16 protein-coding genes are annotated in these 17056 nt (G+C 65.2%); 12 read left to right on the forward strand and 4 right to left on the reverse strand.

The genetic code is table 11. The features are described 5' to 3' along the window. Both AB0O58_RS24735 and AB0O58_RS24740 read left to right on the forward strand, forming a co-directional pair. The coding region (locus AB0O58_RS24735; RefSeq protein ID WP_366238931.1) for a signal peptidase II at nt 1–352 on the forward strand (352 nt) is incomplete at its 5' end. A 185-nt stretch (nt 353–537) separates the two neighbouring features. After that, the gene (locus tag AB0O58_RS24740; RefSeq protein ID WP_008720941.1) at nt 538–951 is read left to right on the forward strand and encodes a Rieske (2Fe-2S) protein; all 414 of its coding nucleotides are present in this window, start codon (nt 538–540) and stop codon (nt 949–951) included. Between the two features lie 179 nt (nt 952–1130). On the opposite strand, the gene AB0O58_RS24745 is transcribed toward AB0O58_RS24740, so the two are convergent. Further along, on the reverse strand, nt 1131–2054 hold the full coding sequence (locus AB0O58_RS24745; protein ID WP_008720942.1) for a cation diffusion facilitator family transporter: 924 nt from the start codon (nt 2052–2054) through the stop codon (nt 1131–1133). 197 nt (nt 2055–2251) lie between these two features. Between AB0O58_RS24745 and AB0O58_RS24750 the strand changes: the two genes are divergently transcribed. The 7 genes from AB0O58_RS24750 (at nt 2252) to AB0O58_RS24780 (ending at nt 10431) form a co-directional block, all read left to right on the forward strand. After that, the gene (locus AB0O58_RS24750) at nt 2252–4276 is read left to right on the forward strand and encodes a cytochrome c oxidase assembly protein (RefSeq protein ID WP_032373357.1); all 2025 of its coding nucleotides are present in this window, start codon (nt 2252–2254) and stop codon (nt 4274–4276) included. A 650-nt stretch (nt 4277–4926) separates the two neighbouring features. Next, nucleotides 4927–5589 (forward strand): M23 family metallopeptidase, encoded by a 663-nt coding sequence (locus AB0O58_RS24755; protein WP_051364850.1) that lies wholly within the window; start codon nt 4927–4929, stop codon nt 5587–5589. Between the two features lie 25 nt (nt 5590–5614). After that, nucleotides 5615–5968 carry a BlaI/MecI/CopY family transcriptional regulator gene (locus tag AB0O58_RS24760; RefSeq protein WP_027494220.1) on the forward strand — a complete coding sequence of 118 codons (354 nt, stop codon included), beginning with the start codon at nt 5615–5617 and terminating at the stop codon, nt 5966–5968. Beyond that, entirely contained in the window at nt 5965–6921 is a 957-nt protein-coding gene (locus tag AB0O58_RS24765; protein ID WP_008720986.1) for a M56 family metallopeptidase, read from the forward strand. The genes AB0O58_RS24760 and AB0O58_RS24765 overlap by 4 nt, the downstream gene beginning before the upstream one ends. Nucleotides 6922–7006: 85 nt before the next feature. Beyond that, a complete protein-coding gene (ctaD, locus tag AB0O58_RS24770; protein WP_072692203.1) occupies nt 7007–8779 on the forward strand; it encodes a cytochrome c oxidase subunit I in 1773 nt (590 codons plus the stop codon). 91 nt (nt 8780–8870) lie between these two features. After that, complete coding sequence (locus AB0O58_RS24775; RefSeq protein ID WP_008720475.1) at nt 8871–9464, forward strand: copper resistance CopC family protein; 594 nt, start codon at nt 8871–8873, stop codon at nt 9462–9464. A gap of 10 nt (nt 9465–9474) precedes the next feature. Next, nucleotides 9475–10431: a cytochrome c oxidase assembly protein gene (locus AB0O58_RS24780; protein ID WP_008720478.1), complete on the forward strand. Its 957-nt coding sequence runs from the start codon at nt 9475–9477 to the stop codon at nt 10429–10431. Between the two features lie 84 nt (nt 10432–10515). Here the strand turns inward: AB0O58_RS24780 and AB0O58_RS24785 are convergent, their stop codons facing one another. The 3 genes from AB0O58_RS24785 to AB0O58_RS24795 form a co-directional block, all read right to left on the reverse strand. Continuing rightward, nucleotides 10516–11637, reverse strand: a complete 1122-nt coding sequence (locus AB0O58_RS24785; protein ID WP_230558228.1) for a M23 family metallopeptidase — start codon at nt 11635–11637, stop codon at nt 10516–10518. Nucleotides 11638–11876: 239 nt separating this feature from the next. Further along, nucleotides 11877–12635: a DUF305 domain-containing protein gene (locus AB0O58_RS24790; RefSeq protein WP_008720482.1), complete on the reverse strand. Its 759-nt coding sequence runs from the start codon at nt 12633–12635 to the stop codon at nt 11877–11879. Continuing rightward, a complete protein-coding gene (locus tag AB0O58_RS24795) occupies nt 12632–13423 on the reverse strand; it encodes a DUF3105 domain-containing protein (protein WP_032373348.1) in 792 nt (263 codons plus the stop codon). Before AB0O58_RS24795 ends, AB0O58_RS24790 begins: the two co-directional genes overlap by 4 nt. A gap of 80 nt (nt 13424–13503) precedes the next feature. On the opposite strand from AB0O58_RS24795, the gene AB0O58_RS24800 reads away from it, so the two are divergent. From AB0O58_RS24800 to AB0O58_RS24810, 3 genes are all read left to right on the forward strand, one after another. Next, a complete protein-coding gene (locus tag AB0O58_RS24800; RefSeq protein WP_008720486.1) occupies nt 13504–13815 on the forward strand; it encodes a DUF4229 domain-containing protein in 312 nt (103 codons plus the stop codon). A gap of 852 nt (nt 13816–14667) precedes the next feature. Continuing rightward, on the forward strand, nt 14668–15393 hold the full coding sequence (locus AB0O58_RS24805) for a YoaK family protein (protein WP_008720488.1): 726 nt from the start codon (nt 14668–14670) through the stop codon (nt 15391–15393). 978 nt (nt 15394–16371) lie between these two features. Beyond that, nucleotides 16372–16668 (forward strand): hypothetical protein, encoded by a 297-nt coding sequence (locus AB0O58_RS24810; RefSeq protein ID WP_008720468.1) that lies wholly within the window; start codon nt 16372–16374, stop codon nt 16666–16668. The last annotated feature ends 388 nt before the right edge of the window (nt 16669–17056 follow it).

Genomic DNA, 17056 nt, shown 5'->3' on the forward strand with positions numbered 1-17056 from the left:
CATTCCACAACACCAAACGTTCGCACCATCACGGGCGTCACGAGAAGCACCCTCCTCGGTTGCGCCTCCGCGTGCCGCTAACTTAACGGCATTGCGGCACGGGGAGCAGTGGACCACGGTGGCGCTGGCGTTGATCCTCGCCGGCGCGCTGTCCAACGTTCTGGACCGGCTTGTCGACGGTGCGGTCACGGACTACTTTCACACCGGTTGGTGGCCGACATTCAACCTCGCCGACATCTACATCACCTGCGGGGTGGTGCTGATGATCGGGGCGGCACTGGCACGCGAGAGGGCACAAGGGTTGCCCCTCTGCCCGCAGTGCCCGACAGCGCCGGATCGTGAACGTGCATGAGATATCTCGGCGTTCGAATCGAATGCCCTGCAGTGCACATACATTCGCGACAGGACAATCATGCTGATCCGCTCGAACAGTGAGGGTGATCGACACCGGAACTGCTCGAAACATAGTCGACTACAACCACCGACACGCGATCGTCGCCTCTCGCTCACCGAGGCGTACCGAGGGGAGCCTGCTGTATGAGCGAGGACATCCCGGCGCTACCGCGCCGTATTTTTCTCGCTACGAGCTGCGCTACAGCGTGCCTGACTGCCGCCGGATGCAGCGTCGGCGAAGCCCCGTCCGGTGAGGACACCGCTTCCGACGGTCCCGTCACCTTGTCGGTGAACGATGTTCCTGTCGGCGGTGGAATCGTGCTCGCCGACCGGCAGGTCGTCGTCACCCAACCGGAACCCGGTATCTTCCGGGCCTTCTCGGCTATCTGTTCTCACCGAGGGTGCACAGTGAACCGAGTTCGCAACGGCACGATCGAGTGCCCCTGCCACAACAGTGCGTTCTCGATCACCGACGGGGCGGTCATGCGCAGCCCCGCCACCGAGCCACTGCCGAACCGTGCCGTGACCAGAACCGTCGATACCCTCACCGTCGACTGATCCATCACCGGGCGCGAACATGCGAGGTGGACGGGTTCGGGGTGAACGGTCTCGACCGGGCCGATGTGCGGCACTCGAGGACCCACTCTGTGCCCCCACCCGACGGGTGCCGGTTCGGTACATCGCTGCCGTGTCGACGACAGCACAGCGTGCCGATCGCGCACCGGGTCGAGACCTGCCTACCAATTGACCTCTCGGCACCGGCCTTCGCCTTCCCGGGGTTCGACCTGCACAGTGGCGTGTTCGAGACCGAACTCGTTGCGGAGAACCTGCTGCGCTGCAGCGAGCACCCGCGGTGTCTCGGCCTCCGGGGCGACCGTCAGATGCGCCGACGCGACCTCCATCCCCGACGTCAGTGTCCATATGTGCAGATCGTGCACCTCTTCGACATCGTCGACATCGGTCAGGGCCCTTTCCACGGCGGCGACATCGATGCCCGCCGGAGCATGTTGCAGCAGAATTCGTACGGCGTGACGGCCCAGGTTGAACGCGCGTGGCAGGACGAACACGCCGATGGCGACCGCGATGACCGGGTCGGCGTACCGCCACCCGAACAGGACGGTGACCAGTCCGCTGACCAGTACGCCGATCGAGCCGAGCATGTCCGCCATCACCTCGAGATACGCACCCCGAACATTGAGGCTGTCCTTGGCGCCGCTGCGCAGCAGGACGAACGCGATGAGGTTCATCACGAGCCCGAGGGTGGCCACCGCCATCACCGGGACGCCGGGGACCTCGGGCGGATTCGTGATGCGTTGCGCGGCTTCGTAGAGAATCCAACCGGCCACACCGAACAGCAGAAGTGCATTGAACAATGCGGCGAACACCTCGGCTCGGTAGAGCCCGAACGTGCGGGCAGCCTTGGTCGATCGTCGCTGTGCGAGTGTGATCGCCACGATCGCCATCAGCACCCCGAACACGTCGGTGAACACGTGTGCGGAATCGGAGAGCAACGCCAGCGACGAGGTGGACAGGCCGACGACGACCTGCGTCACCAGGGTGACCGCCCCCAGACCGACAGCGATCCACAGTCGCCCGAGGTGCTTACCGGACGCGCTGGCCGGTGAACCCGGCTCTATCCCGTGGCCATGTCCGTGCCCCATCGTTGCTCCTTCGTCGTGTCAGATCCGCAGAACGACAACATATTGCGATATGCGCATACATGCAAGTGTTGAAGGATCATCCGGCGGTGGCTGCCCGGACTCGTACAACTATCATTCGTAGTAGTTCATTGTCGGCGCAGGTCGGACTGCCTCGCGCCCATGCCGGAAACACGATCCACCGGGAAGAGGCGCACACCATGGCCACCGAAGCGGCCCATTCGACCCGCGGCGCAGTGGATCGACGCTCCGGATCGCAGGTGATGGTGCTGTGCGCAGCGATTGCCGCGGTGGTCGCTGCACTGCTCGCAGCGATGTCGACGTCGCAAGCGCTCGTGCTGTTGGGTCTGCCCGATCCGGGCCCGATCACCACGTACGGGATCCCGGCACTGACCGCGATCGGCGAGGTGGCTGCCGTCGTGGCGGCGGGGTCGCTGCTCCTCGCGGCATTTCTCGTTCCGCCTCAGAGGTCGGGTGTGCTCGACATCGACGGGTACGTAGCCGTCCGCACCGCGGCGAAGGCCTCCGCAGTGTGGGCGGTGTGCGCGGCGGCGTTGGTGCCGCTGACACTCTCGGACGCCTCGGGTCAACCTGTCGGATCCGTTGCAGCGCAACCGGTGCAGTTCCTCGGTGCGATCGGCGATGTCGAGGCCTCCACTGCATGGGCCATCACCTCTGCGGTCGCGGCGATCACCGCCGCAGCATGCGCGGCGGTGTTGCGGCATCGATGGACCCCCGCCTTGTTCGCCCTGTCGATGCTCGCGTTGATCCCGCGCGCGGTCACCGGCCACTCCTCGACCGGCGGCAATCACGACATCGCGACGAACTCGTTGATCCTGCACATCCTCGCTGCCGCGCTGTGGGTGGGCGGACTCCTCGCACTTCTCGCTCATGCGCTGCGCGGAGGTGGGCACCTTGCCGTCGCGACCCGCCGCTACTCGACGCTCGCTCTGGTCGCGTTCGTGATCATGGCGGTCTCCGGAGTGGTCAACGCTGCCGTGCGAGTGCCCGTGACGTCGCTGTGGGATTCGACGTACGGCGCTCTGATACTGGCGAAGATCGCAGCTCTGGCGATCGTGGGGACCCTCGGGTGGATACAGCGACGACGAACGGTCCGCGCTCTGGCTCACGACCCCGCGAGGCGCAGATCCCTGATCACGTTGTCGATGATCGAGACCCTCGTTCTCGTCACCACCGTGGGCCTGGCGGTCGCACTGGGCCGCACTCCCCCGCCCCCGCCGCAGGACACCTCGCTGCCCCAGGCGCACGAAGAGGCCTTGGGCTACGTGTTGGACGGCCCGCCCACCGCTGCGCGGTTGGCGTTCGAGTGGCGTTTCGACCTGGTGTTCGGCTCCGCGGCGGTGATCGCGGCCGTCCTGTATCTGGTGGCCGTGCGGCGCCGTCGGCGGGCAGGCCTGTCATGGCGGCGGCGGTGGACAGCGAGCTGGTTGGCGGGTACTGCGGTGCTGCTCGTGGCGACCTCGTCCGGGGTCGGGTTCTACAGCCCGGCGATGTTCAGCGTGCACATGGCGGGACTGACCGCGGTCGCCGTCGCCGTGCCGTTGCTGTTGGTCCTCGGCCGACCGGCAACCTTGTTCGCCTCGGTCCTGCCGACCGCGTCGGCCGCCGAAGCACCGGGCTCGCGCGAATGGCTCCGGGCTGCATGGCAGAGCCGAGCAGCCCGGATCGCGATACACCCGTGGGTCAGCACCACGGTGTTCCTGAGCAGCTTCTACCTGCTCTACCCCGGCGGACTGTTCGACACCGTCGCCGACTCGCATGTGGCACACATGGTGATGAAGGGCTGGTTCCTGACCGTCGGGATGGTGATGTTCTGGGGCACGGTCGGCGAAGACCCGGTACCGAGACCGATCGCGGGACTGACGAAGTTGCTCGCGAGTATCACCGCATTGGCCGGGTTCGCATTCTTCCTCGTCGTGACGATCGATCTCGAGACCGCGCTCGGAGCGAGCTTCTACAGCGGACTGCGTCTGGACTGGAACGCAGACCTGCTGGCCGACCAGCGGCGCGGCGGCACTCTGGCGTGGGGCATCGGGGAGTTGCCGTTGCTCGCTGCCGCGGTTCTCGCCGCGGTCCGGTGGTCGGCGGCCGACGAGAGCGCGGCACGGCAACGAGACCGCCGAGTCGACGATCAAGGTGATACCGAACTCGAGGCGTACAACACCATGCTCGGTGGCCTGTCCTCTCGGCGCGATCACCCCTGATACCCGAAACGCCCAGCCCTGTTCCGGTGCGGATGTCGTAGCCCGGCGGGATGTCGTAGCCCGGCGGGATGTCCTCCGAGGACCGTGACCAGCGGTACGGACGAATCCGGGTCGAGTGGGATGGAAAAACTATGCTCGATAGTAGTAACCTGTGGCCTGACCGTCACCATTTCGTTATCTCGAGCGAGGCCACGGCCTCGTAGCCACCAAGGATTGTGATCTTGGCCCGACACCGCACACCCGATCCGATCGACGACGACTACGCAGCGCCGGCACCCGGCGTCGCGGTCTCGATGCCCGTCGGCAACAGGCCGACGGCGCTCATCGATCACCCCCGTCATCGACACGCCGGGTTCGCACCCTCGCGTTTCGTGACCGAGTCGCCCGCCGAGACCGTGTACTCCGACAATCGGTCGCAGGACGAGCACACGCCTTCGGCGCAGACGCCCGCACCGGATGTACCCGCTCACGCGGTCAGCGCCGCCTGGGACACCGCGGCCGCGGACACTGCCGCGTCGATGTGGGTGCACGTGGCCGGTCCGGACGAGACGACACACGGCGACGGTGGCCGCGATGTAGTGCAGGCCGTGTCGCGACGTGCTCGCCGCGGACTTCATCGCCGCCGGGTGCCGAAGCCGGGTGGCCGCGCCATCGCTGCGTCGGTCGCGGTCGGTGCCTTTCTGTCCGCGGCAGCGACGTCTCCGAACACCGGGTCGCAGGACAGTGTGGCGCTCAGCGCTGCGAGTATCGATAGCCCTCCCGCCGGCGTCCTGCCGCCGAGCCCGGTCGTCGCCTCACCCCCGCAGGTGTTGCAAATGCCCGATCTCGATGTCGGCCGGCTCGCGCAGCGCATGACCGAGCAACTCGCCGAGGGGGGAGTTCGGGCGGCGGAGCGCGCCGCACGCGATGCCGAGGCGCGGCGCCCGCTCTCGGTGGTGCCGGTGTCGGGCACATTGACCTCCAGTTCTGGGCCGCGTTGGGGGACAACGCATTACGGACTCGACATCGCCAATACGATCGGGACGCCGATCGTATCGGTGACCGACGGTGAGGTCATCGAAGCAGGGCCGGCGCAAGGGTTCGGCCTGTGGGTGCGTATTCGTCAGGACGACGGCACGATCGGGGTGTACGGCCACATAGACCAGGCGCTCGTCACCGCCGGTCAACGCGTGAAAGCCGGCGAGCTCATTGCTACGGTAGGCAACCGAGGCCAATCCACCGGACCCCACCTGCATTACGAAGTGTGGCAACCCGACGGTGCCAAGTCCGACCCGACGGCGTGGCTGTCGGCACGCGGAGTCGATATCACCTGACACGACGAGGAAAGAAGAACTGGCGATGAAAAGGCTCGGTGATCTCGAAGCGGAGGTGATGAACGTGCTCTGGCAATGTGATCGACCGCAGTCGGTCCACGACCTGCGTGAACGCATGGCCGACAGAAACCCCGCCTACACCACGATCCTGACCGTCGTGACCCATCTCCACGAGAAGGGGTGGGTCGAGCGGACCAAGCAGTCACGCGCCTATCTCTACTCGCCCGTGCAATCTCGGGCCGAGGCCACCTCGCAAGCGCTGCGCGAAATCCTCGACACCAGCACCGACTCGGCCGCCGTGCTGATGCATTTCGCGAAAACCGTCACCGACGACGAACTGGACGCCCTGCGGGGGAACCTGCCGGACGCGAACCGGTGATCGTCGCACTGGCATTACTCCTCGCCGCGACCCTGGTGGCCGTTGCCATGCCGCCGCTGCTGACCTCACTCACCCGCACCGTCGGCCCCTCTCTCGCCTTGACCGCTTGGATCGGCAGCATCGCCGGGGTGCTGTTTCTCGTGGGATCCGCGGTGGCGGTGTTGCTCTGGCCCGGCCATGCGCCGGCCGAGGGCATGGTCGAACTCGCCGTCCGCTGCCTGGGCTCGCTGCAACACGCGGCCCAGCCGTGGATCGGGGAAGCGGTCGCCGGGGCATCGGTCGTCCTCGCGGCGTCGGCATCGGCGCGCGTCCTGCGCTCGACTCGCCGTCAGCTTCGAGCGCGGTCCAAAGTCCGCGACTATCACCGCGATGTCATCGCCGTCGTGGCGCGCACGGACCCCGGACCCGAACCGATCATGTGGCTCGACCACCCACTCCCGCTGGCCTACAGCATCGACGGTCGCCCCGGCTACGTCGTGGCCACCGAAGGCCTGCTCGCCCATCTCGATCCCGAACAACAGCGAGCAGTGATCGCACACGAACGTGCCCACCTGCGCGGGCGCCATCACCGCATCGTCAACATCTGCGAGATCCTGGCCAAAGCGCTTCCTCGCGTTCCCCTCTTCGCCGCGGCACCCGCGGCGGTACGGGTCCTGGTCGAGGTCGCAGCCGACCGGTCCGCGGCCGCAGTCACCAGCGCCGACACTGTACGTTCGGCATTGTCGACGGTCTCGCAGGCGCATTCTGCGCGGCCACTGTGGGCACTGGGCCTGATCGGGGACTCGACCACCGAGCGGTTGCATCACCTCGACACGAGCGCGCAAACACCGAGCCGAACCCGAGCGGGCGCTTATGCTGCCGCCGCCGTGCTGCCCCTCGTCGTGCCGGCCGTGTTGGCCGTCGTCTCGCTCAGCGCGGTCTCCGCCGCAGCGTGCGCGGTCCTGCTGATCTGAACAACCCCAAATACTATGCTGCATAGTATTTGGGTTACGCTGGCGGACGCGTCCTGTAATTCGCGTGCGACACGAAGGTGGTTCCATGACGGCGCTGACATCTCCTCCGGCTGCGCCGGCGGTTCGCCCCTATCCACCCCGCGGGGCCCGCAAGGGGTCGTTCCTGCACACGATGGTCACCACCACCGATCCGAAGGTCATCGGACTGATGTACTTGGTGACCTCGTTCGGGTTCTTTCTCGTCGGTGGCCTGATGGCGTTGATCATGCGCTCCGAGCTCGCGGTCCCGGGAATGCAGTTCCTCTCCAACGAGCAGTACAACCAGCTCTTCACCATGCACGGCACGATCATGCTGCTGCTCTACGCCACCCCGATCGTCTTCGGCTTCGGCAACTACATCCTGCCGCTGCAGATCGGCGCACCCGATGTCGCCTTCCCCCGGCTCAATGCCTTCTCCTACTGGCTGTACCTGTTCGGCGCACTGGTCACCACCGCAGGTTTCATCAGCCCCGGCGGTGCCGCAGACTTCGGCTGGACCGCGTACACCCCGTTGAGCAGCGCCGTCTACTCCCCCGGTATCGGATCCGACCTGTGGATCGTGGGCCTGCTCGTCGCCGGCCTGGGCACCATCCTGGGCGGGGTCAACATGGTCACCACCGTGGTGTGCCTGCGCGCACCGGGAATGACGATGTTCCGGCTACCGATCTTCACCTGGAACATCCTGGTGACCTCGATCTTGATCCTGCTGGCGTTCCCACTGCTGACCGCAGCACTGATGGGCCTGCTCGCCGACCGTAAACTCGGCACCCACATCTTCGATCCCGCCAACGGCGGAGCGTTGCTCTGGCAGCACCTGTTCTGGTTCTTCGGACACCCCGAGGTCTACATCATCGCGCTACCGTTCTTCGGAATCGTCTCGGAGATCTTCCCGGTCTTCTCCCGCAAACCCATCTTCGGGTACAAGGGGTTGATCTACGCCACCGTCGGCATCGCCGCCCTGTCCATCGCGGTGTGGGCGCACCACATGTACGCCACCGGTGCCGTGCTGCTGCCGTTCTTCTCGTTCATGACCTTCCTCATCGCCGTGCCGACCGGGGTGAAGATCTTCAACTGGATCGGCACCATGTGGCGCGGCCAGGTCACCCTCGAATCCCCCATGCTCTTCTCCATCGGATTCCTGATCACGTTCGTCTTCGGTGGACTGTCCGGAGTGCTCCTGGCGAGCCCGCCCATCGACTTCAACGTCACCGACACCTACTTCGTCGTCGCGCACTTCCACTACGTCGTGTTCGGAACGGTCGTGTTCGCGACCTACGCCGGCATCTACTTCTGGTTCCCCAAGATGACCGGCCGCATGCTCGACGAACGACTGGGCAAGTGGCACTTCTGGCTGACGTTCCTCGGCTTCCACGCCACCTTCCTCGTCCAGCACTGGCTCGGCGCCCAAGGAATGCCGCGCCGCTACGCCGACTACCTCCCGTCCGACGGATTCACCACCCTCAACCAGATCTCGACCGTGGGATCGTTCGTCCTCGGGGCCTCGACGCTGCCGTTCATCTGGAACGTGTTCAAGAGCTACCGCTACGGCGAAGTGGTCACCGTCGACGACCCCTGGGGCTTCGGTAACTCCCTCGAGTGGGCGACCAGTTGCCCACCCCCGCGGCACAATTTCATCGAGATGCCCCGGATCCGCTCCGAGCGGCCGGCGTTCGAGCTGCACTATCCGCACATGGTCGAACGCATCCGCGCCGAGCAGCACGTCGGTGGCCCGCACTCGGATTCGATCGCGCCCTCGGAAGTGATCACCGAAGCGATTGCCGGACCGGACGTATCGAAACGGCCGGACGTCGACAAGTAACACGGTCGACCGACCCCCGTAGGCTCACACCCCCTTACTACTAGTGCGCATAGTAGTAAGGAGAATCAGTACGACCAGAGGAGAACCGAACGTGAAACGATGGATGCTGGTCGCCGTGCTCATGTGCGGCACAGCACTGTTCTCCGCGGCCCCGGCATCGGCGCACAGTGAACTCGTCAGCTCCGACCCCCCGGCCGATGTGACGCTCGAGTTCGCACCGATCGGCGTCGGCCTCAAGTTCAATCAGGACATCAACGAATCGTTCGCGACCATCAGCGTGGTAGGTCCTGGCGATACTCAGTGGACGCAGGGTACGGCCACGGTCGAGGGCCCCGACGTATCGGTCCTGCTCGAGGACGGCCTACCCAACGGGCAGTACACCGTCGGCTACCGCGTCACCTCCGCGGACGGGCACCCGATCACCGGGTCGTACGGCTTTTCGGTCGACGTCGCGGAGACCGCCACCCGCCCGGACGCTGCTGCACAGCAATCGCAGGGCGGTGCGACCTCGCCGGCTCCCTCGACCACGCCGACGCAGGCCTACGATCCGAACAACCCGTCCGCCAGCGAGGACCGGCCACCGAAACAGAACACCATGATGCTGCTCTCCATCGTGGGCCTGACTGTCCTCGGTCTCGCTGCCATCGCCCTGACGTTGGTGATCCGAGGCAAGGACAAGCAATGACAGGGGCCCGATGAACATCGCCGCCGTAACTCCCCCGGAAGGCCCGCCGACCCTGGCAGCGTTGCTGAGCTTCGATCTTCCGCCGCTCCCGATCCTGCCGATCGCCGGCATCGTCATGGCCGGACTGTACTGCTGGGGGCTCTACCGGATCCGCGGCCGGGGTATCGCATGGTCACGGTGGCGGAGTGCGAGTTTTCTGCTCGGCTGCGCGGCGCTGGTCCTGGTGACCGGACTGCAGGTCGAACGCTACGGATACAGCCTGTTCAGCGTCTTCATGTTCCAGCATCTGACGTTGTCGATGACCATCCCACCGTTGTTGGTGGTGGGTTCGCCCGGACGACTTCTGTTGCGTGCCACCGCTCATCACGGAGCCGGGCGGTGGGTACTGATCGCGGCGCTGACGGGGTTGCGTAGCCGCGCCGGGCGCATCGCACTACATCCAGGTCTGACGATCCCGTTGTTCCTCTTCAGCTATTACGGGCTGTATCTGTCGTCGATCTTCGATGTTCTCGCCATCACAGTCATCGGGCACGTATCGATGGAGATCTTCTTCTTCGCCAGCGGGCTGCTGTTCATCATCCCTGTGCTCGCCGTCGGCCCCCTCCCCGTTCGGCAGAGCAATCTGGGCCGGTTGTTCGACCTGTTCGTCGAGATGCCGTTGCATGTGTTCTTCGGTGTCATCCTGATGATGTCGAGCACCCCCATGCTCGCCACGTTCGCCTCCCCTCCCCCGCAGTGGGGTGTCGATCCGGTATCCGATCAGAAGCTCGCCGGGGCGCTTGCGTGGTCCTACGGTGAGCCGGTGGCCCTGCTGGTGGTGCTCATCTTCTGCATTCGGTGGAACCGGGACGAAAAGGAGGAATCGGCTGCCGCGGACCGGCACGCCGAAGAAGACGGGTACAGCGAACTCAACGCCTACAACGACTTTCTGAAAAAGATCGGTAGCGAGACCAGTCAACGGACCTGAGCTGTCGCGGCCGTCCCGCGCTCGGGGACTGCCGCGAGCTCATCGCCTGATCGCGCTTACTGGCAAGGGCCTGATCGGGCGCATTCATCGCGCACGTGTGCCCACCCCGATTCTGGCTCCACGCTCACCGAGCCAGGCTTGCGGATCGACCTTCTGTCCCGCGGGAGAAGTCGCCTCGAAATGCAGATGCGGACCCGTCGAGTTACCGCGGTTCCCGACCTCTGCAATCCGATCGCCCTTACGGACGCGCTGACCCACCGTGACCGAATTTCCGTTGTTGTGCCCGTAGGTGGTGATCGATCCATCGTCGTGTCTGATCCGAACCCACAGCCCGAAGCCCTGTGCGGGCCCGGCGCTGATGACCGTTCCATCGGCCGCGGCGACGATCGGTGAGCCCAGTGAGTCGGCGATGTCGACACCGCCGTGTTGTGTCCCGCTTCGGGTGCCGAAATTCGAGGTGACCAGTCCGCTGCTGGGTGCGACAGCAGACGCAGTACCTCGGGAGGTGGCCGAGCCACCGGACGTGGAACCGCGCTGCTGTGCTGCATCAGGAACAGAATCTTCGGGCGCGGTCGTCTCGGATGCGGGAGGGGTGTCGGTGGTGCCGGGCACGGGCGAATCGCGGCCGGTGTTGCCCGTCACCGGATCCTGTTCCCCACCTCGGTCGCCGTCATGCGGGACTGCGGGGTCGAGGGCGTCGACCTGGAGCGATGCGGCGATACGAAGGGCCAGGAGTGGGTCGAGAGTCGCCAACGGGGCCAGGCAGGACAGGGACTGCGCCGGGGCATTCGAGACTCCACGGGCGATGGCGTCGACGATGCATCCTGCCGACGCGGACACCGGGCCGGCGGTGTCCGCGATGACGCCGCCGGCCTGGGCGGCGGCCCACGTCGAGGATGCGAAGGCTGCGAGGTCTGCCACCGCGATCGGATCGGTACCGATTGTCGCGGCCCGATCGGCCAGGCGGATCAACCGGCTGACGGCGTCGGCGGTCTGCTGACCTTCGACCTCGTCCCCGGACTCCACGGCCGGTTGACCCGGATTCGCTTCGGCTACCGGGGCGTGCAGGAACACCGCACCGAGTGCGGCACCGACGATCACGTATGTCCGCGCACCTCGGCATGCGCGACGTCGCCCGCCGCTCGGCGTCGTCTTTCCCGCGTTGTTCACGTGGTCACCCCACCCTTCTCGTTGAATGCCGGTCACGATCGCAGTGGATGCCGTGTCGGCCGTGGGTCAGTGTTGCGTGATCCCATCGACACCACAAGCCCCTTCTGTCACACTCTCGACTGCATTCGTCGCTGTTTCGCCTATCGATTCGGCGTCGAAAGTGAGTGCTTTGCACAGTAACTCGACGATTCGACGCCTTTTCATGCGTGCCGATGCCGGTCATGGGGGTCATCCCAATCGTTATTACTATGCAACATAGTATTTAGATATCGGCGTCAGCTCTCCGGCAACGGTGAGACCCCGTGTGCGCTCAGCAGGACATCGATCTGACCGACCTCGGCGGTTTGCGCGGAGGCGATCGAGCCCGCGAGCGCGGCGACAGCGGGAACTGTCGCGTTCGCTGCTCCCTGCTCTGCCATCGGGATTCCCCCACGATGGTGGCGGCGGAGCAGTTGTAGATACCGGCCGTCGAATTCTTCGGCGTTCATCCGGCGAAGTGCCGTCAGCTCGGCGGTACTGGCCATGCCGGGCATCGACGTCGCGTCCTGTCCGCTGTCGTTCGCGGACGCGCTCATGTCCATCGGGTGACCCCCTGTCGAGCTGGCCCCGGTCATCCACGTCATCGTCGGGCCGTCGGGCAGATATGGCCTGTCCCACAGTGTCAACCAGCCTTGCATCGTGCCGACTTGGCTCTGCTGCGAGGTCAACACGTCGAAGGCGAGGGTCCGGATGACCGGATCCGTCGAGCGTCCCAACGCCATCGCCGACATCTCGATCGCCTGGTTGTGATGGACCGACATGTCCTGCGCGAAACCCACATCCACCGAATTCGATGCCGGTACGGCCACTCGTGCGCTGTCCGGTGTGAGCAGTACGCCGATGAGGACGCCGGACAGGACGAGAGCTGTCACCGCCAAGCCGATGAGCAGTGCCCTGGGCCTGGATCTGGGTCCCGTTTCCGCGGCGTCATTCTGTGCACTGTCGTTCTGTGCATCGTCGATCTGGGCATCGTCGGCCTGGCCGTGCACGGTCATCGACTCCCCTCCCCCATCGGCGCTGGCGCACTGTCGAGGGCCGGGTCTTCCTCGAGGGGCACCGCGTCCGGTCCTGGCTCGCTGGCGTCGAACGGCGGCGGGTTGTCGGGATCGAACGCGCCGGGAATGGTCGAGCAACTGGCTCCGCTCTCGGGGTGGGTCGAGGGGTTCTGTCGCAGAGCAGCGACGAACTGAGTGATGCGCCGGTCGGAGGCATTGTCGAGCTCGAGTCGATGGCCCCACGACTGCAGCGTGATCGGTGCCGTCAGGCCCGGGTAGGGCGACATCATCGTGTAGGGCTCGCCCTCGACCCGCCCGGCGAGTGAACCGACCTCGTCGGAGGAGACCCGGTTCGGGTCGTACGTCACCCACACCGCCCCGTGTTCGAGCGAATGAACCGCGTTCTCGCTGCGTAGCGGGACGGGGTACACCACTCCGGTACACGTCGCCCAGGTCTGGTCGTGAGGGCCGCCGAACGGCGGACTCTGATCGTAGGCAACTCTCTGAGCTGGTTCGACGTGCCGCGCGGCCGGATACTCGACCTCGACGACGCCGTCGATGCCGCGGGAGGGGTCCGGGTCGTCGGCGGTCGGCGCGAACCGCTCGGCCTGATTGCGTTCGAGGACGCGGGGGGCCAGGTTGTATCCGATCGCACCGACGAGCACGACGATGACGACACCCGCGCCTATCACCGCCCAGGGAGCGCGCACGCCCCCGGGCACTCCGGCTGGGCGTGATCGCCGAGTCGAGCTCCGTCGGCCTCGGGCGGGGTTTCTGCTGCTGTTCATATTGCTCCTCCATCAAATACTATGCACCATAGTATTTGAATCAAGGTCCCAGGAAGCCCCTACGCACGACAGGACGGCCGATGCCGGTGTTCCGCGCACCCTCAACTGCTCGCGGGCAGCTTGCCCTTCATGTGCTGGCCTACAACGGTGCACGCCTGCTCTTCGTGTGTGTCGCCGCAGGAGTGCTTTTGGCCGTCGACGCACTGACGAGCCTTGACATTTCCTTCGTGTTGGTACTGCTTGGCGCACTTGCAGCAAGCCTGCCGCTGTCGGCACTGACCCTGAGGAAGCTCCGCCGAACCATCAATGCGGACATCGAAGCAGTCGATCGCACGCGCTCGATCAAGAAGCGAGGCCCCGCGGCGGGACGACCCGGCACCGACAAACCGTGACGTCGGCGCACGGACTTCGGCGTTGGCGTTGGCGTTGGCGTTGGCGGATCGTCCGTGTCGGTCACTGTTCGCCGACCCATTCGACGGACGCTTCGGCGTCCGGCTCGATGTCTAGTAGTTCCAGGGTGCGGTGCATCAGAGTCTCGATCCGATACTCGAGATCATCGACGAGGTCAGGCACATCGGCCAGAGCGGCGTGGGCACGGCGGCGGGCATCGACACCGATTAGCTAGTAGTCCGAGCCTGGTGCAGCTGACACCGGGTGCGGTGGTGTGCCGGTGACGTCAGTTTCCCGCTCGCCACGACCGCGTCGCCACGACAGGGGCGGGCGTGGATCGCGCCGGGGCAGTCGCCCGGAGCGGTGAGCAGCGATGACCGCCCCGACCGCTACCTGGGGCATCGGGTCGGCGGGAAACGGCACGACCCCACCGGTCGATCGGAACGGCGACGGGGCCTGGACGCACCGGCCACCTGCACATACCGGGAAAAGTCTCCCCCGGTACGTGCTCGGTGAGTAGTAGCGTCGAGGGGTAGCGATAGAACCGCAGGACAGTACGCCAGCGTTCCCACATCTCGGCGGGACGGAAGCCTTCCGACTCATCGGCTGATATCCGGACACTGTGCCGCCCACCGATCCACAGGGATGGAACTGACCACGCGCGGATGGGCCGCGAGTTCGTGCTACTTGAGCACGCAAATTACACCGCTGGGTGGGCTTGTCACCGAGGTCGGCAGACGAGGTGCAGGTGGGAGTTCGATTGCTTCCGAAGGGAATACGAACACCGAAGAACCGCCGAGTGAGCTGCACCTCATCGACTTGCGGCTCCGTACACGGCCGGGAGACTTGGTTGCATGACATCTTCTGTGGCACTCAGCCGCGAAACAGCCGTCGGCGCGGAGGCGCGACTGTCGTGGATACTGTCCGCGCTGGCCGGAATGGTGGGTGCTGTCGCATTTCTGCATTCGGCGGGGTATTTCGTGACGTTCATGACCGGCAACACCGAACGCGCCGTCATCGGGCATTTCGGCAGTCCGGAAGGTAAGCCCGTTGCACCCGGCGCATCGCCGTGGGCGGCGCTGGCTTTGATGGGTGCCTTTCTGGCGGGAGTGGTGATCGCGTCGATCTGCCGCCGCCGATACTGGTCCAATCACCCACACGGAGCAACAGTTGTCACGACCATCGCCCTCGCCGCGGCAGGGCTCATCGATATCGGGATATCCGGCTGGGCGTCCGACGACGTAAATTTCTATCCCATTCTGTTGGTTGCGTTCGCTCTCGGCGCGCTCAACACAGCATTCACGAAACGAGAAGAAACCTACATCCCCCTGAGCTACGTCACCGGCACCGTCGTCAAACTGGGCCAAGGGATCGAAAGACACCTACTGGGCGGCGGTACTTACCTCGACTGGCTTTGCTATGCAATGCTTCTCGGGTCCTTCGCAGCCGGAGGCGCAGCCGGGGCTCTGATCGGTGCCGCGATCACCGGACCTCAAGTACTCCTGGTTACCGCAGCCATCAGCCTGCTTGCAAGCATCTTCACCTTCACTCACACCGAGCGACGATCCCTATGGGGATAGGTCTATTCCCGGCCAGCGAAAACCTACGGGTCCGCGCTCCCGAGATCGTTCTGCTCCACCGGCGGACTCGACCAACAGAAACACTGTCGCAACGTGAATCAATCGGTTTGAGCGTGTGGAGAGGATGTTCGATACACACCATCTCTCGCTTGGCCCTGATCTCTTCGCCAAGGCGTCAGCGATGCCGGTAGTTGCTAGGTGGGTTGGGAGGTCGGTGCCGAAACCGTCAATAGTCGGCGACGCCGACGAGCGAGCTCGGTTTCGCAGCTACGTCGTGCACGGCCGCATCGGTCCCCGTGTGCGATCCGGATCGGAGCCATTGCCGACGACGGATACGGCAGATTCTGGGTCTCCCGCTGTGGACAACCGCGGGTGGTTCGCCCGCATCGCTACGCGTTGGCCATCGCGCTCGGTGGGTCGATCGACGAGTCGGTGAACGCATTGCACATGTCCGACAACCCGATCTGTGTACGAGTGACGCTGGACGAGGCGCAGCAACAGCCTCTTCACGTGGTCGACGGGAACCAATCGCAGAATCTGCGCGACATGGCCGCGAAAGGTCGCGGCGGTGGACGCCGCCGACCCGGGCTTTGGTACGGGCCGGATCGAGCCGCACGGGCGACGCGCGCCGGTTGCGTACGGCGGTACGCCATGGCCGAGACGACGTATCGGTGCAGGCAGCCTACTGAAGAGCGGTACACCCACGCTGTTCTCTCTAGCGTCGACGGATCGCAACCCACAGTCCGCAACGTCGGCAGATATAGGCAGCTCCCCCTGCCAGGGAGTGCAACTTCACGGTCGGGAAATCGCGACCACAGCAGGAACAGGCCGAGGTGCCGTCACTCTCACTGGACAGATTCATGAGCAAGCCCTTTCCGTCGAGAGTGACGGGAGAAGTTCGGCACTCCGTCTCCTTCCGCGTAATCGAATTCTACGACCTGTGCGCTGCCAACTTCAGCACGGATATACCGTGGGTGGATGGAGATCACCCTGCAGTATTTCGACGGTTGCCCGAACTGGACGGTCACTGCTGAACGGTTGCAGCTCCTCGCCGCGGAACACTCGGACGCCGTGCTCGTCTATCAACGCGTGGACACGGTGGACATGGCCGAACAGGTGCGTTTTCGTGGCTCTCCGACCGTTCTCGTCGACGGCGTCGACGTCATGGGCGACACATCCGCCGCAGTCGGTCTGGCCTGCCGTGTGTACATGACAGGTGACGGGCCGGCGGGTGCGCCGAGCATGGCTCAGCTCCGGGAAGCCATCCTCGGCTGACACCCGAATCGGGATACCCCAGGGGGTACTCATTGGTATCGTCGGTGACATACAGTCAGCTGATCGGCATGGTCGACGGGGCACAGCTCCGGAGGCCGGTTTGCTGAAAGCACTGACGGTGTTCGGCGTGCTGTTAATGCCTTCGGTGACACCGAACAATGAAGGTGATACAGCCGTGCTCGGGGGTCCGCATCCCTTTTTGAGTGCGGAGTCGCGGACGTCGCTGAATCCGGCGGTCGTCGATCCGACGAGATGTCCCGTGCGGGCGTTCTTCATCCCGCAGATGCGGGCCGTCCCGTCTCGACGGACCAGGGATCGACGCAGTTCGCAACCGTCGACACCGACGGCAACCTGATCGCCTTGCATAACGACGCCCCCGCACCCGAGG

Source organism: Rhodococcus sp. NPDC080181 (assembly GCF_040702225.1).
Lineage (GTDB): Bacteria > Actinomycetota > Actinomycetes > Mycobacteriales > Mycobacteriaceae > Rhodococcoides > Rhodococcoides fascians.